22 protein-coding genes are annotated in these 25,108 nt (G+C 72.0%); 9 read left to right on the top strand and 13 right to left on the bottom strand.

The window, feature by feature from the left end; translation table 11 throughout:
• The first annotated feature begins 613 nt into the window (after positions 1-613).
• The 3 genes from ACLQ23_RS08390 (at position 614) to ACLQ23_RS08380 (ending at position 2,651) form a co-directional block, all read left to right on the top strand.
• Positions 614-979 carry a hypothetical protein gene (locus ACLQ23_RS08390; protein WP_425880504.1) on the top strand — a complete coding sequence of 122 codons (366 nt, stop codon included), beginning with the start codon at positions 614-616 and terminating at the stop codon, positions 977-979.
• A 741-nt stretch (positions 980-1,720) separates the two neighbouring features.
• Entirely contained in the window at positions 1,721-2,359 is a 639-nt protein-coding gene (locus ACLQ23_RS08385) for a TetR/AcrR family transcriptional regulator (RefSeq protein ID WP_355589511.1), read from the top strand.
• A 64-nt stretch (positions 2,360-2,423) separates the two neighbouring features.
• Positions 2,424-2,651, top strand: a complete 228-nt coding sequence (locus ACLQ23_RS08380) for a DUF3107 domain-containing protein (RefSeq protein WP_030329796.1) — start codon at positions 2,424-2,426, stop codon at positions 2,649-2,651.
• Between the two features lie 72 nt (positions 2,652-2,723).
• On the opposite strand, the gene ACLQ23_RS08375 is transcribed toward ACLQ23_RS08380, so the two are convergent.
• Complete coding sequence (locus ACLQ23_RS08375) at positions 2,724-3,374, bottom strand: ferritin-like fold-containing protein (protein WP_425880491.1); 651 nt, start codon at positions 3,372-3,374, stop codon at positions 2,724-2,726.
• A gap of 318 nt (positions 3,375-3,692) precedes the next feature.
• Here ACLQ23_RS08375 and ACLQ23_RS08370 point away from each other — a divergent pair, with 318 nt between their 5' ends.
• Together ACLQ23_RS08370 and ACLQ23_RS08365 are read left to right on the top strand one after the other, a co-directional pair.
• A complete protein-coding gene (locus tag ACLQ23_RS08370) occupies positions 3,693-5,381 on the top strand; it encodes a DEAD/DEAH box helicase (protein WP_425735137.1) in 1,689 nt (562 codons plus the stop codon).
• 87 nt (positions 5,382-5,468) lie between these two features.
• The gene (locus ACLQ23_RS08365) at positions 5,469-6,632 is read left to right on the top strand and encodes a class I SAM-dependent methyltransferase (RefSeq protein WP_355589517.1); all 1,164 of its coding nucleotides are present in this window, start codon (positions 5,469-5,471) and stop codon (positions 6,630-6,632) included.
• Between the two features lie 11 nt (positions 6,633-6,643).
• Here the strand turns inward: ACLQ23_RS08365 and ACLQ23_RS08360 are convergent, their stop codons facing one another.
• On the bottom strand, positions 6,644-7,048 hold the full coding sequence (locus tag ACLQ23_RS08360) for a hypothetical protein (RefSeq protein ID WP_355589519.1): 405 nt from the start codon (positions 7,046-7,048) through the stop codon (positions 6,644-6,646).
• A 279-nt stretch (positions 7,049-7,327) separates the two neighbouring features.
• On the opposite strand from ACLQ23_RS08360, the gene ACLQ23_RS08355 reads away from it, so the two are divergent.
• The gene (locus ACLQ23_RS08355; RefSeq protein ID WP_355589521.1) at positions 7,328-7,744 is read left to right on the top strand and encodes a helix-turn-helix domain-containing protein; all 417 of its coding nucleotides are present in this window, start codon (positions 7,328-7,330) and stop codon (positions 7,742-7,744) included.
• A 19-nt stretch (positions 7,745-7,763) separates the two neighbouring features.
• On the opposite strand, the gene ACLQ23_RS08350 is transcribed toward ACLQ23_RS08355, so the two are convergent.
• From ACLQ23_RS08350 to ACLQ23_RS08340, 3 genes are all read right to left on the bottom strand, one after another.
• Positions 7,764-8,702: a hypothetical protein gene (locus tag ACLQ23_RS08350; protein ID WP_425880490.1), complete on the bottom strand. Its 939-nt coding sequence runs from the start codon at positions 8,700-8,702 to the stop codon at positions 7,764-7,766.
• Between the two features lie 196 nt (positions 8,703-8,898).
• Complete coding sequence (locus ACLQ23_RS08345) at positions 8,899-11,043, bottom strand: DEAD/DEAH box helicase (RefSeq protein WP_425880489.1); 2,145 nt, start codon at positions 11,041-11,043, stop codon at positions 8,899-8,901.
• 56 nt (positions 11,044-11,099) lie between these two features.
• Positions 11,100-12,830 carry a BTAD domain-containing putative transcriptional regulator gene (locus ACLQ23_RS08340; RefSeq protein ID WP_425880488.1) on the bottom strand — a complete coding sequence of 577 codons (1,731 nt, stop codon included), beginning with the start codon at positions 12,828-12,830 and terminating at the stop codon, positions 11,100-11,102.
• 143 nt (positions 12,831-12,973) lie between these two features.
• Here ACLQ23_RS08340 and ACLQ23_RS08335 point away from each other — a divergent pair, with 143 nt between their 5' ends.
• Positions 12,974-13,795 (top strand): hypothetical protein, encoded by an 822-nt coding sequence (locus ACLQ23_RS08335; RefSeq protein ID WP_355589529.1) that lies wholly within the window; start codon positions 12,974-12,976, stop codon positions 13,793-13,795.
• A gap of 70 nt (positions 13,796-13,865) precedes the next feature.
• Here the strand turns inward: ACLQ23_RS08335 and ACLQ23_RS08330 are convergent, their stop codons facing one another.
• The 6 genes from ACLQ23_RS08330 to ACLQ23_RS08305 form a co-directional block, all read right to left on the bottom strand.
• Positions 13,866-14,612, bottom strand: coding sequence for an SDR family NAD(P)-dependent oxidoreductase (locus ACLQ23_RS08330; RefSeq protein ID WP_355589531.1), 747 nt, complete (start codon positions 14,610-14,612; stop codon positions 13,866-13,868).
• Positions 14,613-14,724: 112 nt separating this feature from the next.
• Entirely contained in the window at positions 14,725-15,834 is a 1,110-nt protein-coding gene (locus ACLQ23_RS08325) for a branched-chain amino acid ABC transporter permease (protein WP_355589532.1), read from the bottom strand.
• Entirely contained in the window at positions 15,831-16,721 is an 891-nt protein-coding gene (locus ACLQ23_RS08320; protein WP_053654083.1) for a branched-chain amino acid ABC transporter permease, read from the bottom strand. The genes ACLQ23_RS08325 and ACLQ23_RS08320 overlap by 4 nt, the downstream gene beginning before the upstream one ends.
• The gene (locus ACLQ23_RS08315) at positions 16,721-17,494 is read right to left on the bottom strand and encodes an ABC transporter ATP-binding protein (RefSeq protein WP_355589534.1); all 774 of its coding nucleotides are present in this window, start codon (positions 17,492-17,494) and stop codon (positions 16,721-16,723) included. Before ACLQ23_RS08315 ends, ACLQ23_RS08320 begins: the two co-directional genes overlap by 1 nt.
• Entirely contained in the window at positions 17,491-18,234 is a 744-nt protein-coding gene (locus ACLQ23_RS08310) for an ABC transporter ATP-binding protein (RefSeq protein WP_355589536.1), read from the bottom strand. Before ACLQ23_RS08310 ends, ACLQ23_RS08315 begins: the two co-directional genes overlap by 4 nt.
• 3 nt (positions 18,235-18,237) lie before the next feature.
• The gene (locus tag ACLQ23_RS08305) at positions 18,238-19,437 is read right to left on the bottom strand and encodes a substrate-binding domain-containing protein (protein ID WP_355589538.1); all 1,200 of its coding nucleotides are present in this window, start codon (positions 19,435-19,437) and stop codon (positions 18,238-18,240) included.
• A 326-nt stretch (positions 19,438-19,763) separates the two neighbouring features.
• Here ACLQ23_RS08305 and ACLQ23_RS08300 point away from each other — a divergent pair, with 326 nt between their 5' ends.
• Both ACLQ23_RS08300 and ACLQ23_RS08295 read left to right on the top strand, forming a co-directional pair.
• On the top strand, positions 19,764-21,098 hold the full coding sequence (locus ACLQ23_RS08300; RefSeq protein ID WP_355589540.1) for a TrkH family potassium uptake protein: 1,335 nt from the start codon (positions 19,764-19,766) through the stop codon (positions 21,096-21,098).
• A gap of 17 nt (positions 21,099-21,115) precedes the next feature.
• Complete coding sequence (locus ACLQ23_RS08295) at positions 21,116-21,784, top strand: potassium channel family protein (RefSeq protein WP_355589542.1); 669 nt, start codon at positions 21,116-21,118, stop codon at positions 21,782-21,784.
• Positions 21,785-21,843: 59 nt separating this feature from the next.
• Here ACLQ23_RS08295 and ACLQ23_RS08290 read toward each other — a convergent pair whose 3' ends face one another.
• Positions 21,844-23,469: a serine/threonine-protein kinase gene (locus tag ACLQ23_RS08290; protein WP_355589544.1), complete on the bottom strand. Its 1,626-nt coding sequence runs from the start codon at positions 23,467-23,469 to the stop codon at positions 21,844-21,846.
• A gap of 71 nt (positions 23,470-23,540) precedes the next feature.
• The gene (locus tag ACLQ23_RS08285; RefSeq protein WP_355589546.1) at positions 23,541-25,103 is read right to left on the bottom strand and encodes a fused MFS/spermidine synthase; all 1,563 of its coding nucleotides are present in this window, start codon (positions 25,101-25,103) and stop codon (positions 23,541-23,543) included.
• Positions 25,104-25,108 lie beyond the last annotated feature (5 nt).

Below are 25,108 nucleotides of genomic sequence, written 5' to 3'. Positions count from 1 at the left end.
GCGCCGGATCCGAACCGGACCACGACGGACGCGACGGCGGGCCACTGGTCGGCGCCGGATCCGAACCGCCGGCCCAGGACGGCCGGGGCGGGGATGGGATGGTCGACGCCGGGCCGGCCCAGGACGGGCGAGGGGGCGGACTGACCGGCGCCGCATCGGAAGCACCAGCCCACGACGGGCGGGACGGCGGAGCACTCACCGGTGCCCGATCCGAACCACCTGCCCACGACGGGCCGTCGGCCGGTGGGCCGCTTGTGGGGGCGGGGCCGTCTGCCCAGGGCGAGCGTGCGGCTGCGCCGGGCTCGGCGTCCGGGTCATCCCGGGTCGTGTCGTACGCCTGCGGCGGGTCGGCGCGCACCGGCTCGTACGGGCGGGGTGACTCGGCGCGCACCGGCTCGTACGGCCGGTTGGGCTCGGCGACCCAACCCGGCGCGGACTCGTCCCGTGCCTGACGGCCGGCAGGCTCATTGGCCTGGCGTGACCAGGGCGGCTCCCAGCCACTGCCCCGGCTCGGGTGGTTCCAGCTCGGCCCGGACCAGTCCGGCTCGATGGTCGCCGACTCCCCCGCCCGGTGCGTGTCCCCGGCAGGGCGATCGGGCGCGGAGTCGTCGGTGTGCCCGGCACCCCGCTCAGGGTCGGCCGATGCCTCCGGCTCGCGCCAGCCGCGCGGGGTATCGGTGGCCGAACGCTCCCCGGCCGGCCCGCGGAAACCGCGCGGAGCGTCGGAGCCTCGCGGCCCGTCGGAGCCTCGCGGCCCGTCGAGACCACGTTCAGCCTCGAACCCGCGCTCGTCGTCGAAGCCACGCTCACCGTCAAGCCCGCGTTCACCGTCAAGCCCGCGCTCACCGTCGAAGCCGCGCTCACCGTCGAACGCACGCTCGGCGTCGGCGGCTTGCCGCTCGCCGGTCGGCGCGTGGAGGCCGGGCGGCACCTCGAAACCGGAGGCGGCGGTGCCGACGGGCGGCACCTGGACTGGTGACGGCGTCGAGGTGGGCAACTTGGGGTCGGCCCAGCGGGCGCTGCGCGGGCCCGTCGGATCGGCCGTGGAATGCCGCACGGTGTCGGTCTCGCCAGACGTCTGCTCGCCCGATGGCGCGGGGCGCTGGGCCGGCACCACCAGACGGGCACCGGAGGCGTCGGACCGGGCCTCCGCGGTCAGCCCGGGCGGCGCGCTCACCGGCGCGGGACGGCTCGACGGAAGATCGGCGCCGGGAGGGCGTACACCGTGGGTTTCGGCGTCGGCGCGCCCCGCGCCGTTGGTCTCCGGATCGGGGCGACGGACACCGTTGGTGTGGTGACCGTTTACACGCGCCTGAGGCTCGGGCTCCGTGGGCCTGCCGCCCAGCGGGGCAGGCAGGTCGCCGTGCCTCGCGGATGCGGCCCGCCAACCGGACGCGGGGTCGGGCTGCCAGCGTGGCGCCTGCTCCCGGGCAGCCTCGCGCTCGGCGGCTCGGGACCACCCGCCCGCCGGGGGCGCCCACCCGTCGCCGGAACGGCCCGGGTCGTCGTGCTGACCCGTTCCGTCACCGTGCTCTCCCGGGGTGGCGGCTCCGGGTTGCCCTGTTTCACTCACCGCGCGCTCCTTGGTCGCCCCCGCTGAGGCTACCGTGTGGGGAGAGTGGCGATAAGTTACAGCGGCGGGCCATTTCCACGACGCGATCGCGGGCCGCCCCGTCTTGGGGGGAAAATGCCGGCTCGTACGGAGAACTCGGAGGATCCCATGACCGCTGTGGGGAACGGTGCACAGACCGCCGGCAGGCCCACCCGCCTGCCCCGTTCGGCGCGCCGTAAGCAGCTGCTCGCAGCGGCGCAGGAGGTGTTCGTCGCGCAGGGTTACCACGCTGCGGCGATGGACGACATCGCCGAGCGGGCCGGGGTTTCCAAGCCGGTGCTCTATCAACACTTCCCGGGGAAGATGGAGCTCTATCTGGCCCTGCTCGACACGCACTGTGATGCCATCGTTGCCAAAGTGCAGGATGCGATGCACGGCACGAGCGACAACAAGGAGCGGGTCAGCGCGTCGGTGCGGGCGTACTTCGACTTCGTCGACCACGAGAGCGAGGCGTTCCGTCTCGTCTTCGAGTCGGATCTGCGCAACGACCCGGCCGTACGGCAGCGGGTGGAGCGGGTCGAGCAGGGCTGCATCGCGGCGATCACCGACACGATCATCTCGGACACCGGCGTGAGCAGGGCGCACGCCGAGTTGCTCGCCTCCGGGCTGGTGGGCGCTGCGGAGACTGCCGCGCAGTTCTGGCTTGCCCGGGGCCGGCAGGTGCCCAAGGCGGAGGCCGAGGCGTTGGTGGCGGCGTTGTCGTGGCGGGGTATCGCGAGCTTCCCGCTGCAAGGTGAGTCAGCCTGACCACCGCCCCCGTGATCGGATAGCCTTCGCAGGGCGGTTCTTTCGCCCCAGTTGAGGAGGCACAGTGGAGGTCAAGATCGGCGTGCAGTACGCGCCGCGCGAGCTGGTTCTGGACAGCGCGCAGTCGCCGGCCGAGATCGAGCAGATCGTGACCGACGCCTTCGCCGGCAATGGCGGCACGCTCTCCCTGACCGATGAGAAGGGCCGGCGGGTCATCGTTCCGGTCGAGAAGGTCGCCTACGTCGAGATCGCCGAGGCGTCCCCCCGAGCGGTCGGCTTCACAGTCCGCTGACCGGTCCGGCCATCGCGGCAGGTCGGCGTCGGCCACCTGCCGCGGGCCGGGACCGCACAGTCGGCGCGTAGGTCAGTTGTTAAGCCCGACTGTCGCCATTCGCCTGGTGTGCGCCGCGGTGAGCCGCCCGAACAGCCCCGGCACATCGACCCGCTCGCCCTGCGCGATCAGCGTGGTGAGCGCGGGCCGCTCGACAGCAACCCGGCCAGCCTGGGACAACGCCTCGCCGACCAGCCGCCGGGCCCACATGGAGAGCCGGCCGGCCACGCGGGGGTCGGCCGCGACAGCCGCTCTGATCTCGGTGGCGGCGAACTCCGCGTAGCGCGAGTCGTGCAGCACATCCAGCACCAGCGCCCGGTCGGGCTCGTCGAGCGCGTCGGCGATCTCCCGGATGAAGTCGTCGGTGATCGCGTCACCGACGTACGCCTTGGTGACGACCTCCGCCCAGTCCCGTGGCTCGGTCGAGTCGTGGTACGCCTGCAACGGTTCCACGTAGGGCGCCATCGCGACCTCGGGAAGTACGCCGAGCGTGGTGAGCCAGTCGGCGAGCCTGCGGTAGTTGGCGATCTCGGCCGCCGCCATCTCGTCCAGACCGGCGCGGCGGTGCAGGTCGGGGGCGAGTCGGGCGTCGCCGGCCATCCGTTCGAAGGCGAGCAACTCGCCGAAGGCGACAAGCCCCAGCAGGTCGGCGACGGCAGGACCGGGGGTGGTCGGCGCGGACACGAGCGCAGGCTACCGCGCGCGGAGGCCCGCCGGGTGGCCCGTGCGTGGCACACGGAGCCGCGCGAGAGCCGCTGTGGCGCGGGTCACGATGGCGCCCCCGCGTGGCGGCTGGCCGCCCGGGAATCGGGACGTGAGCTTGCCTGTTCAGGTAGCATGGAGCAGTTGCCGTGGGCGCCGATCTGATCGAAGCTCAGCCCGCGGCGCGCGTGCGGCCCGGTCCGGCTCGGCAGTCTGCCCCCGACCGTGTGGCCCGCGTCATACCGAACGCGCCCTGAGGACATGACGGGCGCACCCACGAGAGGGCACCCCCACATCCACATGAGCGAATTGATTGAAGATCTGATGGACGGCCAGGAACTGGCACCCACAGCCCCGGTTCGGCCGGAGGCCCCCACCTTCGCCGCGCTCGGCGCCCGCGACGAGACCGTCGAGGCCCTGGCAGCGGCCGGCATCACCCGTGCGTTCGCCATCCAGGAGTACGCGATCCCGATCGCCCTGCGCGGCGTGGACCTCATCGGCCAGGCCCCCACCGGCACCGGCAAGACCCTCGGCTTCGGCGTCCCGCTGCTGGAGCGGGTCTTCGCTCCGAGCGAGGGCAGTGACGGCGTTCCCCAGGCGCTTGTCGTCGTCCCCACCCGTGAGCTGGGCATCCAGGTCGCCAAGGACCTCGCCGCCGCCGGCCGCACACGCGGCGTCCGGGTGCTGCCGATCTACGGCGGCGTGGCGTACGAGCCGCAGATCGACGCGCTGCGCAAGGGCGTCGAGATCCTGGTCGGCACCCCCGGCCGTCTGATGGACCTCCAGAAGCAGAAGCACCTCCGGCTGGACCGGGTACGCGCGCTCGTCCTCGACGAGGCTGACCGGATGCTCGACCTGGGCTTCCTCGACGACGTCGAGAAGATCCTCGCGATGCTTCCGGAAGACCGGCAGACGATGCTGTTCTCGGCCACCATGCCGGACCCGATCGTCACCCTGTCCCGGCGCTTCCTGCGCCAGCCGATGACGATCCACGCCGGGCACACCGCCGAGACCGGCCCGTCGCCGCAGACCCAGCAGCTTGTCTACCGCACCCACTCGATGAACAAGGTCGAGGTGGTGGCGCGCATCCTCCAGGCGGAGGGCCGCGGGCTGACCATGATCTTCACGCGTACCAAGCGGGCTGCCGACCGGGTCGCCGAGGACCTGGACTTCCGCGGGTTCGCGGTCGCAGCGGTGCACGGTGACCTGGGCCAGGGCGCCCGCGAGCGGGCCCTGCGGGCCTTCCGGGCTGGCAAGATCGACATCCTGGTCGCCACCGACGTGGCGGCCCGGGGCCTGGACGTCACAGGCGTCACCCACGTCATCAACTACGACTGCCCGGAAGACCAGGACACCTACACCCACCGCATCGGCCGGACCGGCCGGGCTGGAGCGACGGGCGTCGCGGTGACCTTCGTCGACTGGGACGACATGCCCCGCTGGCGGATCATCGACAAGACCCTCGGTCTGGACATGCCCGAGCCGCCGGAGACGTACCACACGTCGCCGCACCTCTACACCGACCTGCACATCGCCACCGAGGTCAGCGGCACGCTGCCCACGGCGGAGCGCACCCGGGCCGGCCTGTCCGCCGAGATCGAGGAAGACCTGGGTGGGACGACCCGTTCCCGCCGGGGCGACAGCGGTGGTCGCGGTCCGCGTCGCGGTGAGAGCCGTAGCGAGGGCCGGGGCGAGCGCCGTGGCCGGGGCGACGGCCGCCGCGACCGCACCGACGCCGATACGCCGGCCGCCGAGGCACCAGCCGACGCCGCTGGCGACGAGGCCACCCGTACTCCGCGCCGCAGGCGTCGCCGCCGGGCCGGCGAGCCGGTCGCGGCCGAGGCCACCGCGGTGATCTCCGCCGACGCGGCACCGGCCGAACCGGCCGCAGCCGCCGCCGACGGCGAGCCGTCCAAGCCGCGTCGCCGCCGGCGCCGCCGTTCTGGCGGTTCCGGCGCGGGTACGCCGGCCGAGGCGACCGCGGACTGACCCGCAGATCCACCCGACATCCCCCGGACCGCCTGAGCGCGGTACGGGGGATGTTCCCTTCCCGCCCCACCTGCCGAAGATGGAACGATGCCGGAACCACTGGACGCCGCCCTCACCGAGGTCCGCACCCTGCTCCTCGACCCCACTCTGACCAGGGCCGTCGCCGCCGGCCGCCGACGGGGTCGCCGTCCCGCAGTGGCCCGGGCCGAACTGCGGCCGGTGACGATCAAGGCCGGTCCCCGGCTCCAGATCGCCACCTCCGACGGTGTACGCCCGTACACCCGCAATGTCGCCCTCGGCGCGGAGTCGGCTGCGGCGGTCGACGAGCTGCTGGCCGAGCCGTTCGGCAACTGGCACGTCGAGACGGCCGACGCGACGCTCCAACTGCGGGTCACCAAGTCCGGCGAGGCGCAGGTGCACCGGGCGGCGACGGCCCGACCGGCGGCAGCGCCCGCTGGAAATGACCGGGCGAAGGAATACCTGCTGGACCCGGGTGACGAGATCTTCGCCGAGATCGGCGGCTCGGCGGCCAAACGCCGCCAGGTGGACGCGTTCCTGCGGGCCCTGGCCGCCACACTGCCCGACGAGTTGACCGGCCCGTTGCGGGTTGTCGACCTGGGCTGCGGCAACGCCTACCTGACCTTCGCCGCGTACCGCTACCTGTCCCGGCGTGGGCTCGACGTCGAGCTGATCGGCGTTGACGTCCGTGAGGACCAGCGGCGGCGCAACACCGAGCTGGCGCAGCGACTGGGCTGGGCCGACAAGGTCAGCTTCGTGGCCGGGACTATCGCCGACGCGGTCGTCGACCCCGCGCCGGATCTGGTGCTGGCGCTGCACGCCTGCGACACCGCCACCGACGAGGCGCTGGCCCGCGCGGTGCGCTGGGAGGCCCGCTGGGTGCTTGCCGCGCCCTGCTGCCACCACGACCTGGCCAAGCAGCTACGCACACAGCCCCCACCTACCCCGTACGACCTGCTGACCCGGCAGGGCATCCTGCGCGAGCGCTTCGCCGACGTCCTCACCGACGCGCTGCGGGCCGGGCTGCTGCGGGTGCACGGCTACCGGGCCGAGGTGGTGGAGTTCGTGGACTCCCAGCACACCCCGCGCAACCTGCTGATCCGTGCCCGCCGTACCGGCGCCGAGGCAACCGGGGCCCAGCGTGCGGAGTACCGCGAACTGGTCGACAAGTGGCGGGTCACGCCCCGCCTGGAGAGCCTGCTGGCCACCGCCGACCAGCCACCCGTCGCCTAGCCGGTCCGGCTTCAGCGTCGCCGGCCGCCGCTGCTGCCCCGGTCCCGACCGCCGAGACCACGGTCGAACACCGACACCCGGTCCCCGTCGGGCCATTGGTTGACGCGGTCGCCCCCGACCGGGCTGATCGGGAAGGGCACCACCTTGCCCGCGCCCTCGGCGTTGCCGGCCGCCGCGAAGGCGTTCCACGAAATGTCGACGAGCAGCTTCTTCGTCTCGGCATGCCGGATGGCGGCGTTGCGCTGCAACGCCAACCGGGAGCCCAGCACGACGGCGACAAGCGTCGTGGTGATGGCGCCGGTTGCGGCCAGCACGTCCACACCGGTCGCCTCGTGGGTGCGGAACGCCATCAACAGCAACCAGATCCAGAACGCGGCGGCGAACACGCCAGCCTTGGCGACGAAGAAGAGGCTCACCGCACCAGGTTGGTACGGTCGCGGACGACTCGATTCGGCCATGGTGCTCCTCGGCGGTGGTCCGATCGGAGGCGACAGGCGAACAAACGCCCTGCCGGGACGGGCACCGAGCTTAGTAGAAGAACGACGATGATCGCTCGGTGGTGGCACAGGTACAGCGGGAGACGGAGTCTCATCGATGGGACGGTTTGTGTGGTCAGTCAGTGGTTTCCGCCTGCGGGCGTACTACTCTCGTGATGCATCGCCCAGTGCCCAGCCGGGAGGGATCAACACACACGGATGGGTTCCGCAGACGTTACACCGCAGATGGCCTTCGCCCGCTTCGTCCGTCGCGCCATCGACGACGCGCGCGACGAGCGCGGCTGGACCGTGACCGATCTTGCCCAACACACGGGCGTGGGTCGCTCCACGGTGTTCCGTTGGCTGGCTGGCGACTGGCAGGATTACCCCGAGCTGGCAAAGGTTCGCGGTTTCTGCGCCGCACTGGACCTGCCGGTGGCAGCCGCGTTCCGGGCACTCGGGCTGCCCGACGCGGGGCCGGCACCCCGCAAGCGCGGCGACGACGGTCCGGTAGAGGCGGACGTCCGCGTCATCCTGGACCGGCTGGCCGATCCCACCGTCCCGGCCGAGGAAAAACACCACATCCGCGACCTCCTCCGCTACCTGGCCCGCCGCCCCATCCGCCGAGCCGGCTGACCCCACCGCGAGGTGTGGGTCAGGGGATCGTCAGCGTGAACTCGGCGGTGTGCACGATCGTGTCGACCTGGAAGTCGAGGTACAGGCGGTAGCGCCCCGGGTCGGGAATGGTCAGCCAGAACTTCACCTGGCCGTCCACCAGTTCCAGTTCCGGGTGCACGTGCAGGTAGCCGAGGTCGCCCTCCCGCAGCGCCACCAGGTGCCCGTACGCGCCGAGGTAGCGCTCCAACGCCGCGACACCGCCCGCGCCTTCGACCCGGAACGTCAACGGCACAGTCGCCCCGGCCTGCGGGCTGCCCTGGTAGCTGACGGTGAACCCGTCCACAGTCGTCGACGTGGCAGGCTTCGGCAGTGGGCGCGGCTGGTAGCCGCCTGGCGCGACGAGGTCCACGCCGACGGTCACGGCCGTCTGGCCGCCGTCGTCGGCCACCGCTGTGAAATCGGCGTACGCCCGCCAGACGCCCGGCTGGGCGAGGGTCAGCGGCACCGACCAGGTGCCGTCGGACGCCATTGTCGGATGCAGGTGCTGGTAGCCGGTGAGGTCGCGGCGGACCACGATGAGGTGCATCGGCTTGTCGTGCACGACCGCGAAGCGGGTGACCGGCCGGCTCTGCGCGTCCCGCACCTGGAAGCGCAACTGCCCCTGCTGGCCGACCGGGAACTCGGTGGCCAGCGGCGCGAACGTGTAGCCGGACGAGCTGACCGACAGGCCGCCGGCTTCGGCGCCCGCCTGCCCGTCGGTGCCCGTCACGGCACCGTGATCGTGGACTCCGGTGCCCGGCGGGTGGGTGTGCCCGTCGGTCGATGACGACACACCGGCGGTGGCGGTGCCGCCGGTCCCTCCGCTGTTGAGACGGCCGAGGCCGAACCCGAGCAGCACGGCGAGCACCAGGCCGCCGACCACAAGCGCAAGCCGGATCGTGCTCCGGTCCGCTACGGAGGAGACCTGGTCAGACACTGCAGGCGTCCAGCACGTGGCCCGTCGCGGCGGCGCCGGCGTCCAGCGGGCGCGCGCAGGGGACGGGGTGCGGATCGGTCATGTCGCCCACGGTACCGTCGCCGCTGGCCAGCCCTGGTCGACGTCGCGACGGCGTGGCGACCGTCGCAATCCGCCCGCGCCGGGAACTTTTCCGCTCCGGGCGGGGAGCGACCGGTCAGCCGGCCACCGCGAGAGCGAGGGGCAGCACGTCCGGTGCGCCGGCCCGGCGCAGAGCGCGGGTCACGATCGTCATCGTCCAGCCCGAGTCGACAAGATCGTCGACGAGCAGCACCGGGCCGTCCAGGCCGGCCAGCGCGTCGGCCAGGTCGGCTGGCACCGTGAAGGCGTCGTGCAGCGCGCGTACCCGCTGGGCGCTGTTGCCGCGCGGCCCACCGGGGCCGCCCGGACCTGTCGACGCGATCTCGCCAAGCAGCGGCAGCCGGCCCACGGCCGCGATCCGCTCGGCAAGCGAGCCCACCAGCCGGGGCCGTCGCCGGGACCCGACCGCGACCACCGCCACCGGCCGGCGGGGCCACGGGGCGTCGCCGTGCGCCCACGCCTTCAGTACCTCCACGACGGCCCCGGCCACGTCGTCGGGCACCGCCGTGTCGACTGCCTCCGGGCCGACCAGCTCGCGCAGCCGGCCACCCCAACCCAGGTCGGAGAGACGCCCCACGGCGCGCCCCGGCAGCGCCTGGTCCGTCGGGGCGATCCGGCCCTTCAGGGGTACGCCCACAGCCTCCAACCCGGTCGGCCAGAGCTTCTTCGGCGCGATCTCCACGCCGGGGCGGCCCAGGAACGCCTGCGCGGCGGTGAGCGCGGCGGTGGACACGTCGGCGGAGAACAGGGGCTCGGCGCACCTGTCGCACCGGCCGCAGTCGGTCGCCCCGGTGTCGTCCAGGCGCTCCCGCAGATATCGCATCCGGCAGTCGGGGGTCGACGCGTACTCCCGCATTGCCTGTTGCTCGACGGTGCGCGCCTCGGCGACGCGGCGCAACCGGCCCTCGTCGTAGACCCAGGGCTCGCCGGTGGCGAGCCAGCCACCGCGCACCCGGCGGACCGCGCCGTCCACGTCGAGGACCTTGAGCATCAGCTCCAACCGGGCGCGGCGCAGGTCGACGAGGGGTTCGAGGGCCTGGGTGGAGAGCGGGCGGTCGGTGTGCAGGGCTGCCAGCACGGCCCGGACCTGCTGCTCGGGCGGGAACGCCAGCGAGGCGAAGTAGCGCCAGATCGCGGCGTCCTCGGTGCCGGGCAGCAGCAGCACCTCGGCGTGTTCGACGGCACGGCCGGCGCGGCCGACCTGCTGGTAGTACGCGATCGGTGAGGGCGGAGCGCCGAGGTGGACGACGAAGCCCAGGTCGGGCTTGTCGAAGCCCATGCCCAGCGCGCTGGTCGCCACCAACGCCTTGATCTTGTTGTCCAGCAGGTCCTGCTCGGCGGCTCGCCGGTCGGCGTCCTCGGCCTGCCCGGTGTAGGAGGCGACCGGGTAGCCCCGGGAGCGCAGGAACTCGGTCGTCTCCCCCGCTGCCGCAACGGTGAGCGTGTAGACGATGCCCGAGCCGGGCAGCTCGTCCAGGTGGTCGGCGAGCCAGGCCAGCCGGTGCGCCGGTGTGGGCAGGTCGAGCACACCGAGGCGCAGCGACTCGCGGTCCAGGGTGCCGCGCAGGACGAGCGCGTCGCCCAACTGCTCGGCCACGTCCTGGGTGACCCGGGCGTTCGCGGTGGCGGTGGTGGCCAGCACCGGGGTGCGCTCCGGCAGCTCGGCGAGGAACGTGCGCAGCCGTCGGTAGTCCGGCCGGAAGTCGTGCCCCCAGTCGGAGACACAGTGCGCCTCGTCGACGACAAGCAGGCCGGTGGTCGCGGCAAGCTTCGGCAGCACGCCGTCGCGGAAATCGGGGTTGTTGAGCCGCTCCGGGCTGATCAGCAGCACGTCCACAGCACCGGCCTGGATCTCGGCGGTGATGGCGTCCCACTCGTCGAGGTTCGCCGAGTTGATCGTGCGAGCCCGGATGCCGGCCCGCGCTGCCGCCTCGACCTGGTTACGCATCAACGCCAGCAGCGGCGACACGATGACGGTCGGGCCGTGCTGGCCGCCCTGCGCGCCACCCTGGTCGCTGTCGCGCAGCAACGCGGTGGCCACGAAGTAGACAGCCGACTTGCCCCAGCCGGTGCGTTGCACGCAGAGCACCCGCCGCCGGTCGACGACAAGCGCCTCGATGGCCCGCCACTGGTCCTCACGCAGCCGGGCGTGCTCACCGGCCAGCCGGCGCAGCACCGCCTCGGCCCGCTCCCGTACCGCCGCCCGCTCTGCTGTCTCCACCCGACATGTCTACCAGCGCCGTGCGTCAGAACCCCGGCCCGCGCGGGAGGTGGCGGTCACGATCCGGGCGCCCGCGCCTCGTCGGCCAGGACGGCTGGAGGGAGGAACAGCAGCAGGTCGCGCAGGGGCTCGGTGGCCGTCGGCGGCAGCAGGCAGCGCGCGGCGAGTTCTTCCATCGAGGTGTACGGGCCGCGTAGCCACCGGTCCACAGCGATCTGCCGGCACTGCTCGGACGTCAGGCCGGGCAGGCCGGTGAGCACCTGCTCCGGGACCGCGTTGACGTCGATCAGACCGCCGTCGTCGAAGGTCCGGGGAAGGTCGGGCCGCCCCACGCGCAGCTCGTCGCGGGCCGCCGGGTGGTGGTAGAGCAGGTAGCGGGCGTGCTCACGACGGATGCGCCGCTCCTCCTGGGCGCGTTGCTTCGCGCTGCCGCCCAGGTTTCCGGTGATCGCAGCCCAGAGCCCTCGGCTGAGCAGGATCACGTGCACCGCTCCGAGGATCCAGGTGACGACGGCCAGCCCGAGGAACGTAACCGCCTCAAGGCCGGGCACCTCGGCGTCCGGGTTCTCGGTGTCGAGCAGTGCCACCTCGACGACGACTATCGCCAGGTAGCCGATGCCGGCGACGGCGAGACGCCAGCTACGCCGCCAGACCGCGTAGGCCAGGATCACCAGCCAGGTCAGACAACCGAAGGAGAACAGGACGAGCACCGTACCGGCGAGGGTGGCGGCCCTGCTCGCCCAGGGCGGCGACTGGGGTCTCGCAGGCCGGCTGTCGGCCACCGGTGGCGGGAGCAGGATCGGCGGCGGGAGCAGGGCCGGCGGCGGATAGCCGACGTCGCTCGGGAACCGACCCGGCGCGCTCGGCGGCTCCCAGGCGCCGGACCTGAGCCCGGCGGTCGGGGACGGCGCCAACGCGGGCAGCTGCCGATCATCCGACGGCTTCGCCGGTGCCGTAAGCGGCTTCGCCGGTGCCGTAAGCGGCTTCGCCGGTGCCGTCAGCGGCTCCGAAGGTGCCGTGAGCGTCGGGTCGGAGCGCAGGATGCGCCGGTGCAGTTCCTGGAGCGCTTCGCCCGGCTCGATGCCGTACTCCTCCCGGAGCAGGCTGCCGAACTCCCGGTAGGCGGCGAGCGCCTCGGCCTGCCGGCCGCTGCGGTGCAGCGCGAGCATGAGCTGGTGCCGCAGCCGTTCCCGGACGGGGAACTCGGCCACCAACTCCCGCAGCTCGCCGATCAGTTCCCGGTGCCGGCCGAGGTCAAGTGTCAGCTCGGCACGGGTCTCCAGCGCCACCGCCCGCAACTCCACAAGCCGCTGCCGGGCGGCATCGAATATCGGCCCGGTGAAACCGACGAACGGCTCCCCCTGCCACAGCTCCAGCGCTGCGGCCAGCTCGCTCAGCGCCTCGGTGGCGCGGCCCTCCGCGTGGCGTTGCCGGGCGCGGTGCACCGTCCGCTCGAAGCGGACAGCGTCCACCCCATCGGGGTCGACCCGCAACAGGTAACCGGCGTCGGTCAGGCTGAGCACCTGCCCCGGCGTACGCGGTGACCGGTCCGGCTCCAGCACCCGGCGCAACCCGGCGACGTGCTTCTGCACCACGTTGGGGCCGTTCGCGGGTGGATCCTCCGGCCAGACCGCCTCGACGATCTGCCCCGTGGGCACCGAACGGCCGACGGAGAGCAGCAGAACGGCAAGCACGGCACGCTGCTTACCGGGGCCGAGATCGATCTCCCGGTCGGCGTACCAGGCCCGCTGAGGCCCGAGGATCTCGAAACGCAGCGTTCCTGACATGCGAGTTTCCGCTCCTGATACCCCCGTGGGGCACCGGACGGCAGTGCCCGGCAGCCGGACGGCAGCATATCGGCAGTCGGACCGCCGCGGCGGCCGGCAGCATCGTCGTCGGCAAGAGCCACGCATCGAGAAAGAGAAGTGTGATGACACAGGCAACGGGCACCGCCGGCACCATCCGACGGACGTTCGGCACGGTCGCCGCTGTGCTGGCCACGGCCAGCCTGCTCGCGGGTTGCGGGTCGAAGGACGAGCCCGCAGCGGCGCCGCAGGACACCCCGGCCGCCAGCCCGAGCGTCAGCCCCAAGGAGGCGCTGATCGACGCCGTACCCGACGGCACCGAAGGGACGTTCCGGTTCAGCGGCAAGGACGCGTCCAGCACGCTCACCGGTTTGATCGACCACGAGTCGAAGGCGTTCGAGCTCCACACCACGCTGCCGCCGGACTCCGACGGTATCGCCGTGAAGATGTCGTTCCTCGTGATCGGGGACGAGACCTGGATGAAGGCGAAGTTCACCGGCCGTCCGGGCCTGCCGAAGCTCCCGAACAAGTGGTTGAAGTTGGACCCCGCGAAGCTGACCGACGCCGCCTCCATCCCCACCTACGACGGCGCGGACCAGGGCAACGCCGGGCCGCTCCTCCAGGCGGCCACCTCCGTGAAGGAGCAGAGCCCCGGACGGTACGTCGGGTTCATCGACGTGAGCGAGGGAGAGGCGGCGAACTCGCTTGAGGACGGCGAGGCGGCGGCGCTCGGCGAGGCCGCCAAGAAGGTGCCGTTCACCGCCGTGGTCGGCGAGGACAAGCACCTGGCCTCGCTGACCCTGAAGATCCCGGCCGCCGGCAAGGCGAAGGCGTACGACTACGTCGTCAAGTACACCGACTACGGCAGCGCGCCGAAGATCGGCGTGCCTACCGGTGCCGCCGCCACCAAGGCACCGGCCCTGGCGTACGAGTTGCTTAACGGCTGAGCCACGACGTAGGGGGCGGCGGTCGCACGGGGGACCGCCGCCCCTTCGTCGTCGGTGCGTTGGCGCGTGCTCAGCGGCCGAGGACCGAGCCCCCGTTGACTCCGAGGACCTGCCCGGTGACGTATCCGGCGGCCGGACTGGCGAGATAGCGCACGGCCTCGGCGACGTCGTCCGGCACTCCGGCACGCCCGACCAGCGTCGCCGCCACCCGCTTCGCGTGCCCCTCGGCGGTCATCCGGTCGCCGAAGAACTCGGTCTCGGCGACGTAGCCGGGGCTCACCACGTTCACCGTGATCTGCTCCGGGCCGAGCTGCGCGGCCAGGTCGTACGCCCAGCCGTGCAGGGCAGCCTTCGCCGCCGAGTACGGCCCACCGCCGCCGCGCTGGGCGGAGATCGAGCTGATCAGGATCACCCGGCCGCCAGGTCGGCGAAGGGCCGGCCGCAGCGCCTCGGTGAGCAGCACGGCGGTGAGCACGTTGGCGTCCAGGTTGGCCCGCCAGTACGCAGCGGTTCCGGCGAGCGTGCCCGTCTCCCCGCTGAGGTACCCGCCGGCGTTGTTGACCACCACGTCGACCGGCCGGTCGCCGACCGCCGCGAGAACCCGGTCGAGGTGCGCCGGGTCGGTCAGGTCAGCGGTAACGGCGATGACGGCGTCGGGACGCCCACATTCGACAGAGATCCGCTCCGCGGTTTCCGTCAACACGTCCGCCCGCCGGCCGACGATCAGAACGTCGTACCCGTCCCGAGCGAGCGTCCCCGCGACGGCGGCGCCGATCCCGGTCCCGCCCCCACTGACAACCGCAAGCCGCCCGCCCATCTCCCCGACCTCCCCGCACACAGAATCCCGTCGATCATGAAGTTACCTGTCTCGAACGACGGCGTGTCGCCCGACAACCTCATGATCGACGGGATTCTGGGGGGTGGGGCGGTTAGCGGCGGGTGGGGGGGCGTAGGGCTCTGGTTAGGTGGGACAGGCGGGGGGCGAGGCTTGTCAGGCCTCCGGGGAAGAAGTAGACGGCCAGGATGAAGACCGTGCCGAGGACGAACAGCGGCTGGCTCAGCGGGTTGCTGAGGAAGGCCGGCAGGTTGTCCACCGCGTCGCTCGTGCCGAAGGCGGTGAGCCGGTGGTCCAGGTACATGTAGAGGACGCCACCGAGCACCGGCCCCCACCGGGTGCCCGGCCCGCCGAGCACCACCATGACCAGCAGCGACAGGGTCAGCTCGGACGACGTGATGTGCGGTGACGCGCCGCCGACGATCAGGACGTAGACCACCCCACCCGCCGATGCCAGCCCGCCGGCCAGGGTGAACGCCACAAGCTTGTAGCGGTACGGGTCCAGCCCGAGCACACCGATCCGCCGCTCGTCGTCGCGGAGGCCGGCGAGCACCCGACCGGTGGGTGAACCGCTCACCCGGTGCACCACGAAGACCACGAGCGTCAGGTACGCCAGCGCCAGCCAGTACAGGTTCACCGTGTTCGTCACCCCCACCAGGCCGGCGGGCAGCCCTGACACGTCCAGCGGCAGCCCTTCCTCGCCGCCGGTGAGCCCACCGAAGTCGCGCGCCACCAGGATCGCCCCGACCTGTGCGAAGGCCAGCGTGACCATGGCGAACGCGATGCCCACGGTACGCAGCGCCACAGCACCGAGCAGCGCGGCGAGGATGGTGCCGCCGGTGATGGTCAGCAGCGCCGCCTGCCACAGCGGCAGGCCGGCCCGGGTGATGAGGATGTCGGTGCCGTACACGCCTGCCGCGAAGTAGAGCGCGTGCCCGAAGGAGAGCATGCCGGTCCGGCCGAAGAGCAGGTCGTACCCGGCGGCCAGCCCTCCGAAGATCAGGCAGATGGCGAGCAGTTGCAGGGTGCCCGGTGAGTTGAGCGGCCCCTCGAAGATCCCCGGCAGGGAGATCGTCGAGTACGGCAGGATCACCAGCACCGCCAACGCCACGAGCGGCAGGAACGGGCGGACCCCGTGCCACCGCCCCCGCTGCGGAGTCAGCTCGTCGGGCACCTGCGCGGGAGGAGCGTCGATCACCGTCATGCCGTTGCCACCTTTCCGGCGATGCCCTGCGGGCGCAGCAGCAGCACCACGGCCAGCAGCCCGACCACGCAGATGTCGCCGAGCCCGGACGTGCCGTAGTAGTTGACGAACTGCTGCACCAGCCCGACGACGACCGCCGCGTACGCGGAGCCGACCACCGAGCCCATCCCGCCGATCACCACCACGATGAACGCGAAGATCAGCAGCGAGCCGCCCTGACCGGGCGAGACGGTGCCGAAGTAGACGCCGCCCAGCGCTCCGGCGAGCGCGGCTGCCGCCCCACCGATCGCGAAGACCAGCGTGAACGCCTTGCGGACGTCGATGCCGAGCGCTGTCACCATCTCCCGGTTCTCCACGCCGGCCCGGATCACCAGGCCGTACCGGGTCCAGCGCAGGAAGGCAAGGATCGCGCCGAGCACCAGCACCGCCGCGATGATCAGCAGCAGGCCGCCGTTCGGCACCTGCGCGCCGAGGATCCCGGTGACCTGTCGGGTCCAGTCAGGACGCGGGAACGGGCGTGCGTCCGCACCCCAGGTGGCCTGCAACAGCGCCACCCCGGCCAGCGACAGGCCGACCGTGACGAGCACCTGCTCGATGGTGCGGGAGTAGAGCGGACGGATCAGCACCAGCTCGACAAGGATCGCCACGAGCGTGCCGGCGGCCACCCCGAAGGCGACAGCGAGCACGAAGCCCCAGCCGTCGCCGCTGGCGCCCGGCAGGTTGCCCGCCGCCCACCAGGTGCCGTACGCGCCGACCCCGAGGAACAGCCCGTGCGCGAAGTTGAGCACGTCGGCCAGGCCGAAGACCAGGGACAGGCCGGAGGCGACAAGGAAGTACAGCGCCGCCAGGCCGAGCCCGGTCAACGCCAACAGGATCACGGTCCCCATCAGCCTGCGTCCTTCCCGGCCACGGCAGCCCGGTCCGCGCCGGTCGGGCGGTGCGCCTCACCGGTGCCCACGCCGAGCAGCGACTTGGTCAGCGCCGTCTCCAGCAGCAGCTCGCGGGCGTCGCCGGTCCAGGCCACCTTTCCGGCGGCGAGCACCACGGCGTCGCGGGCCAACCGTCGTACCACCGCCAGGTTCTGCTCCACGAGCAGCACCGGCACCGACTCCGCGACCCGTTCCAGGACCTCGGCCACCTCGGTCACCACCTTTGGCGCCAACCCCTTGGTCGGCTCGTCGATCAGCAGCAGCCGGTTGTCGTTGAGCAGCACCCGCCCGATCGAGAGCATCTGCTGCTGCCCGCCCGAGAGCGAACCCGCCCGTTGCCGTCCGCGCCGGTCCAGCTCCGGAAAGAGCGCGAAAACCTTGTCGTACGCGGGAGTAGTGCCGCGCCGCTCGGCGAGCCGCAGGTTCTCGGCGACGGTGAGGCCGGCGAACACGTCCCGGTCCTCGGGCACGTAGCCCAGCCCACCGCGGACCAGCCGGTGGGTGGGGCGGGCCAGCAGGCTCTGCGCGCCCATCCGGATGGCGCCGCGCACCTCGCCCGCGGGCGGGGTGAGGCCGAGGATGGCGCGCAACGTGGTGGTCTTGCCGACGCCGTTGCGGCCGAGCAGGACCGTCACGCCGCTCGGGGCGACAGTGAAGGACACCCCCTGGAGGATGTGCAGCCCGGAGATCCGGACCGACAGGTCCTCCACACTGAGGATCGGTTCGGTCACAGGGACTCCCCCAGGTAGGCCTCTTGCACAGTCGGGTTGGCCATCACCGTCTCCGGGGTGTCGCAGGCCAGCAGCGCGCCGTGGTGCATGACGGCGATCCGGTCGGCCAGTTCCAGGATGACGTCCATGTGGTGCTCGACCATCAGCACCGCCCGGCTGCTGTCCCCGGTCAACGACTTGATCACCGCGACCAGTTCGGGTACGTCCTCGGCGCTCACCCCTGCCATCGGCTCGTCCAGCAGCATCACCCGTGGTTCACCGGCGAGCAGCAGGGCGATCTCCAGCTTGCGTTTCTCGCCGTGGGCCAGGGTGCCGGCCAGCGCCGTACCCCGGTGGGCGAGGCCGACCCGGTCGAGCGCCGCGTCGGCGGCGGCGGCCACCTCCCGGTCGGCCGCCGCCCGCCGCCACAGTGCCATCGAGCCCCCGCGGTGCGCCTGCACGGCGAGCCGGACGTTCTCCCGCACGCTCAGCGAACCGAAGACCGAGGATGCCTGGAAGGTACGGCCCAGACCGAGGCGGGCCCGCCGGTGCGGCGGGAGCGCCCCGATGTCCTGCCCGTCCAGGGTGATCCGGCCCTCCGTGGCCCGGCGCAGGCCGGTGATCAGGTTGAACAGTGAGGTCTTGCCTGCGCCGTTCGGCCCGATCACGCCCAGGAACTCTCCGGGCGCGAGGTCGAGGTAGACGCTGTCGACGATGGCGACCTCACCGATCCGCCAGGTCAGACCGCGGGTGGCGAGCATTTCTCAGCCCTTCATGGCCACGGCCGGCGGCGCCGACTCGTCACCGGTGAGGCTCTTCTGCGCGGTGGCCGTGAAGGCGGTGCCGCTGCCGGTGAGCTTGGCCTGGTACATCGGCTGGAGCAGCGCGTGGTCCTCGGCTCGGATGGTCATCTTGCCCTTGACCCCGTCGAAGCTCCAGCCCTCCAGGGCGGTGACCATCTTGTCGACGTCCTCCCCGCCCTCCTGCACGGCACGGACCACCATCTGGGCTGCGGCGAAGCCGTCCGGGTGGAACAGGTCGACGGTGCCGACCTTGGCCTTCAGCGCCTTGCTGGCCTCGGTGTCGGACGCGCCGTCGAAGTAGTGCGACAGGAAGGAGATCTTCGTGCCGGCCGCGCCGAACGTCGGCCAGGAGGCGCGGATGTCGAGGCCGGTCACGACGGTCGTGGACGACAGCACGCCCTGTTGGTCGAGGGTCTGCCACATGGCCGGGGCGGTGGTGCCGGCCCAGGCGACGAAGAGCAGATCCGGCTTCGCGGTCTTGATCTGGCTGGCGAACGGCGTGAACTCGGTGGCGCTGGCCGGTGCCCGTACGCTGCTGACGGTGGCGCCCGCGCCGCCGATGACGGCCTTGACGGCTGCCTCGTTGGCGTCGCCGAACGCGCCGTCCTGGGCGAAGACCACTACCTTCTTGCCGGCCGGGTCGCCGATGAACGACCTGGCGGTGACCACGTCCTGGTAGGACTGCCGGCCGGAACGGAACGTGTACTTGTTGGCGCCGGTCACCGCGTCGGTGGCGGCCGGCCCGGAGATGAACAGGACCTTGTTCTGCGCCGCGATCGGGGCGACCTGGAGCGCCACGCCGGAGGCGGTGGAACCGGCGATGATCTTCGTACCCTTGCCGATCAGGTCCTTGGCGGCGGACACCGCCTTGGCGGGGTCTCCCGCGTCGTCGACCTCGCTCACCTCGATCGTGCGGTCACCGACCTTGCCGGTGCCCTTGGTGGCGAAGTCGAGCCCCGCCTTGAACCCCTCTATGTACTGCTTTCCGTAACTGGCCAGCGCACCCGACTGGGAGTACACCAGGCCGACCTTTACCGGCGCGGCGCTGTCGCCGCCGCCGGTGGCGGTGTCCTGCGGGCTGCCACAGGCCGTGGCGGCCAACGCCGCGGCCATCATCGTGGCGGCGGAGAGGAACACCCGCCGCGTCGTCCGGACCGTCATTGCGACTCCACATGAGGACTCGGAGGGAGAGAACTTCTTTGTGACGGCCCACGCTAGAAGTGACGTCACCCACGAGCTATGTGGCAGAAACACACAAGTAACAGGAATGAGGTGGCCGGAGGTTACAAAGGGCCGCGTCCCCGCCCTCGGACCCGCCCTTTCGATGGCGTCGACCCCCACGGCCCGCCCGGCGCCTGTGTCGCCCCACGCCATTCATTCAAGATCCGACGGCGGCCCGTGGTCGCACGACGACGGGCGCGGGCACGGAGTGCCTTCGGAATGGGCGTTCCCGCTCCGGACGTCGACCGAAAACGGAAGATTGTCTGGTGCGCCGGTTCTTCCGCAACCCCGTGCGGCTGGTGCCGTTCGCCTTCCTGGTGCCGATCCTGCTCGGCACCGCACTGCTGATGGCGCGCTGGGCGACAGTGCAGCACCAGCGCCCACCCCTGACCACCGCGTTGTTCACCGCCACGTCGGCGGTGTCGGTCACCGGCATGGCCGTCACCGACACCCCCAACTACTGGTCCGGCTGGGGACTGCTGGTGATCACACTGCTCACCCAGCTCGGCGGTCTCGGCATTCTCACCGCGGCGGCGCTGGTGATCCTTGTGGTCTCGCGCCAGTTGGGGCTGCGCAATCGGCTGCTCGTGCAGGCCGAAACGGCGGAGTTCGGGCTCGGTGACGTGGGTCGGTTGCTGCGCCGGATCGCGGTGACCGTCTTCGCCTGCGAGGCCGTGATGACCGCGGTGGTCGCCGGCCGGCTCTGGCTGACCTACGACTACCCGCCGGGGCGAGCGCTCTGGTCGGGCGTCTTCCACTCCGTGCAGGCGTTCAACAACTGTGGCTTCGCGCTCTACTCCGACGGTCTGCTCGCCTTCAATCGCGACCCGTGGGTGTCGCTGCCGTTGGCGCTCGGCGCGATCGTCGGCGGGCTCGGGTTTCCGGCCCTGTTCGAGGCGGCCCGAGAATGGCGTCAGCCGGCCCGCTGGGCGGTGGCGACCAAGCTGACCATCTGGGGCAGTGCCGTGCTGCTGCTGCTCGGCTTCGCCGGTCTGCTCGCCGCCGAGTGGACAAACGCCGAGACGATCGGCCCGTACGACTCCCGGGGCAAGGCACTCGCCTCGTTCACCCAGATCGCGCTGAGCCGCACCGGCGGCTACAGCGTGCTGGACATCAGCGCCCTGCAGGAGGAGAGCTATCCACTGCTGATCGTGTTGATGTTCATCGGGGGCGGCAGCGCCAGCACGGCCGGCGGAATCAAGGTCTCCACGTTCTTCCTGCTCGGGTTCACCATCTGGGCGGAGCTGCGCGGCGAGCCAGACGTGACGGTCGGGCACCGGCGGGTGGCCACCGCCAGCCAGCGGCAGGCGGTCACAGTGGCCCTGCTCAGCGTCGCGCTGGTCACGGCCGGGACGATGGCGCTTCTGCTGCTCACCGAGGGCGCCCCCTTCGTCTCGGCCCTGTTCGAGGTCACGTCCGCGTTCAGCACCACCGGTCTGACCGTCGGCCTGGCCGGCACGCTGCCGGCCAGCGGCCAACTGGCTCTGACAGTGCTCATGTTCATCGGTCGGGTCGGGCCGCTCACCCTCGGCTCGGCGATCGCCCTGAACACCCGGCATCGGCTCTACCGCTACCCCCAGGAGCAACCCGTTGTCGGCTAGCAGCGAGGAGGGTCGAGGTGTCGGCTAGGCGTGCGGACAGCGGCGGCATCGTGGTGATCGGGCTGGGTCGGTTCGGATGCCACCTGGCCGGGTCGCTGACCCGGATGGACCACGAGGTGCTGGCCATCGACCGGAGCCCGGAGCGGGTGCAGCGCTGGTCCGCGCAGCTCGACCGGGTGGTCCAGGCCGACGCGACCGAGGAGGGGGCGCTGAGGCAACTCGGCGTCGCAGGCTTCGGACGGGCCGTGGTGGCCATCGGTGCCTCGATGGAGGCCAGCGTGCTCACCGTGCTGGCGCTTGTCGAGCTGGGGGTGCCGCAGGTCTGGGCGCGGGCCACCTCACAGAAGCACGCGAAGATCCTGTCGTCGGTGGGCGCGCACCATGTGATCTTTCCGGAGGCGGAGACCGGCGAACGGGTGGCACACCTGATCGTCAGTCAGCTGCTCGACTTCGTCGAACTCGACGACGACTTCGCGATCGCCGCCGTCCGGGTGCCGGAGTCCCTGGCCGGGCGGACCCTGCTCGACCTACGCCCGAACGATCGCCTCGGAGTCCGGGTCGTAGGCGTCAAGGTGCCGGGGGAACACTTCCGGTCCGCATCGGACGACACGCCACTGCCCCGGGACGGGGTCCTGGTCGTGGAAGGTGGGATCGAGCAGGTGCACCGGTTCGCGAGGCTCCGCTGAGGCTGTTCACTTCTTCCCGCCGCCCGGCCCCTTCCGTTCCCCCTTCGTCTCACCCTTCGTCACTTTTCCGCTTTTCCCGGGCCACCACCCGGCCCCTTCCCCTTGCCGGGCTTCTCGGGCTTCGGCGCGGCCTTCTTAGGTGCCTTGGGCGCGGTCTTCGTCGTCTTGGCGGGGGTCTTCGTCGTCGCCTTGGGCGCCGGTGCCTTGCTCGGCGGGACGATGGCCGGGGCCGTGCCTGCCACACCGGAGACGCGTACCCCGCAGGGCGCGTCGCCGAGGCGGAACTCCACAGGCAGCGGGTTCGACCCGGTGTACGAACCGGTCAGGGTGACCTTCTCGGCCGCGCCCGGCGCCAGGCTCGTACGCTGCGCTGCCGGCCGGACCTGCACCTCGCCGCCGTCCTGCCGCACCGGGGCCGGCTCCGCCTTCGTCACCTTCTGCTGACCGGGGAAGGTGAACCTCATCGTCCAGTCGCGCAGCTCGCGGTCGCCGGTGTTGGTAACTGTCAATTCGGCTGTGAAGTCCTTGCCGGAATCCGTGCGCAGGGCGTACGACACCTCGCACGGCGCGACCTGCGGCAGACCCATCCGCGCCTCGGTGGGGCGCTCCTCGCCGCTGGCCGGGCTGCGGGAGGTGAACCCCCACATCGCCCCGGTGACAGCGATCAGCCCGACGGCGGCCACCCCGGCCTCCACCTGCCGACGCCGGCTCACCCGCCGGGCCCGGTTACGGGTACGTGACAGCGGCAGCGCGTCGGTCGCCGCCGACCAGGGCAGGATCGTGGTGCCCGCACTTGCCAACGCGGCCGGGTCCAGGGGGCCGGCCGGTGAGACCGGCACGGCCGCCGGCATTCCGGCCGCCTCGGCGAGGGTACGGGCCAACTCGGCGGTGGCCGGCCGGTCACCGGGTCGCTTGGCGAGGCAGCGGCGCACCAGGTCGGTCACCTCGTCGGGGAGCCCCGGCACCGACGGCATCGGATCCGGGTCGCTGTACATGTGCGCCCGCAGCATCTGCGTGGTGGTGGTCGCCTCCCACGGCAGCCGGCCGGTGAGCATCCGGTAGAGCAGCAGCCCGACTGCGTACACGTCGGTGGCCGGGGAGACCTGGCCGTTGTCCAGCCGCTCCGGTGCGAGGTACGCGGGTGTGCCGAGCAGCGCGCCGTCCGGGCCCTTCTCGCTCTCCCCCACCAGCGCGGAGATGCCGAAGTCGACGACCTTCACCCCGGTCGGGGTGAGCATCACGTTGCCCGGGGTGACGTCGCGGTGCACGACGCCACGGCTGTGCGCGGTGGCCAGCGCCGAGCTGACCTCGGCACCGATGGCCACCGCCTCCCGCCACGGCAACCGCCCCTCGCGGCTGAGCCGGCCGGCAAGTGAACCGCCGTCGACAAGCTCCATCACCACGTACGGCACTGTCAGGCCGACCTGCTGGGACTCGCCGTAGTCGTACACGTTTGTGATGTTGGGGTGGCACAGCCGCGCGGCGGCCTGCGCCTCGATCCGGATCCGGTGCCGGAAGGCCCGGTCGCTGGCCAGCCGGGAGGCCAGCACCTTCACCGCGACCTGGCGGCCGAGCACCTCGTCGTAGCCACGCCAGACCACCGACATGCCGCCCGCACCGAGCTGCTCGACCAGCCGGTACCGCTCATCGAGGAGTTGTGCACCGTTCCGATCCCCACCACCCATGGTGGCCGTTGTTGCCCGTACGCCACCGGACTACACCTGACCGATCGGAATCGGTCACGAGTTTCACCCGATCAGGCGGTCGCCAACAGTTGGTCCACCGGGGCGTAGTCGTCGGTCAACACCAGCGCCCCGCCGACGAATTCCGTCAGCTCCGCGCCGGAGATCAGGCTGACAGTGCGGTCCACCTGCTCCAGCCGGGCGCTGATGGCGGCCAGCGGCAGCGGCGCTTCCGAGGCGACGATGAGGAAGTTGCTGCCGCGTTCCTCGGCGAGCGCCTCCGGCGGGGCCACCAACGCGACGTGCGGAAACTCGGCGGCGACAGTGGCCAGCTCGGCGCGGATGAACCGCAGCGGCGGATAGTCGATGACGTTCTGCACGTACACCCCGCCGGGGCGGGTCACCCGACGGACTTCGGCGGCCATCTCCCGGGTGGCCAGGTGCCAGGGCACCACGAGATGCCCGAACGCGTCACCGACGACCAGGTCCCGGCTGTCCGCCGGCTCGCCGACGACAAGCATCCGGGCGTCGCCCACCTCGGCCCGCAGGCCCGGCCCCGGGCGTACGCCCAGCTCCCGCTTGCCCAGTTCGACGAGCCCGCCGTCGATCTCGAACACGACGTTGTCGGTGCCCGGTCGGGTGGCGGCCAGGTACATCGGCACCGTGAACCCGCCACCGCCCAGGTGCAGCGCGTCCAACCGCTGCCCGGCCGGCGCGGCCACGTCGGCGACCGCGCCGATCCACTTGGTGTACGCGTACTGAAGGTGTTTCGGGTCGGCCAGGTCCACGTACGAGTGCTGGGCCGAGTTGAGCAGCAGGACCCGACCGCTGGGCCGGTCCGGGTCCGTTGTCACCTCGGCACAGTGGTAGGCCGTCTCGATGTCGCACGGGTTCGGCGCGACGGTGCTCAGTCCCGCCCCGACCAGGCCGAGCACTGCCAGCGCGGCCCGGGTGCGTGCCGGACCGGGCAGTTCGGTGGGCGCCTGGCGGCGCAGATACCAGCCGAGGCCGACGCCGACGAGCCCGAGCGATATCGCCAGCGCCAGCAGGATGACGGTGCTGCGCAGTGCGGCGACCAGCACGAAGCCGGTGAGCAGGGTCGCGGTGATGCCGCCGAGCGTGCCGATGCCGGACAGCCGGCCGACCACCTGGCCGGTGCGGCGCAGGTCGGCGAGTTGGAGTTTCACCACAAGCGGGGTGACAGCGGCCAGGAGCGCCGCCGGCACGAACACGGCGAGCGCCACAAGCAGCAGGATGGCGCTGGCCGCGCCGCCACGCAGCACCTCACCTGCGTACCGGACCACCGGCAGGGTGATCGCGGTGGCGATGCCGGCCAGCACCAGCGCTGGCGCCAGCAGACCCCGCGGGTCGCGCCGGTCGGCCAACCAGCCGCCGGACCACGCCCCGTACGCGATCGCGGCCAGGGCGATGCCGATCACCGAGCTGGTCACCTGGAGGGTCACCCCGACGTAGGGACCGACCAGGCGCAACGCGACGGTCTCCAGCACCAGCACGGCGCCGCTGGAGAAGAAGACCAGGAACGCGGCCAAGCCGTTGGGCAACGCCCGGCCGGTGACCGGCACGGGCGGGGCCGCAGGGGCCGGCGGGGTCGCAATGTCGGACGGTGGGGAGCTCATCGTCG

The organism is Micromonospora sp. DT41, assembly GCF_049841715.1.
Taxonomy (GTDB): Bacteria; Actinomycetota; Actinomycetes; order Mycobacteriales; family Micromonosporaceae; genus Micromonospora; species Micromonospora profundi.
This window is presented reverse-complemented; position numbering and strand designations above follow the sequence as displayed.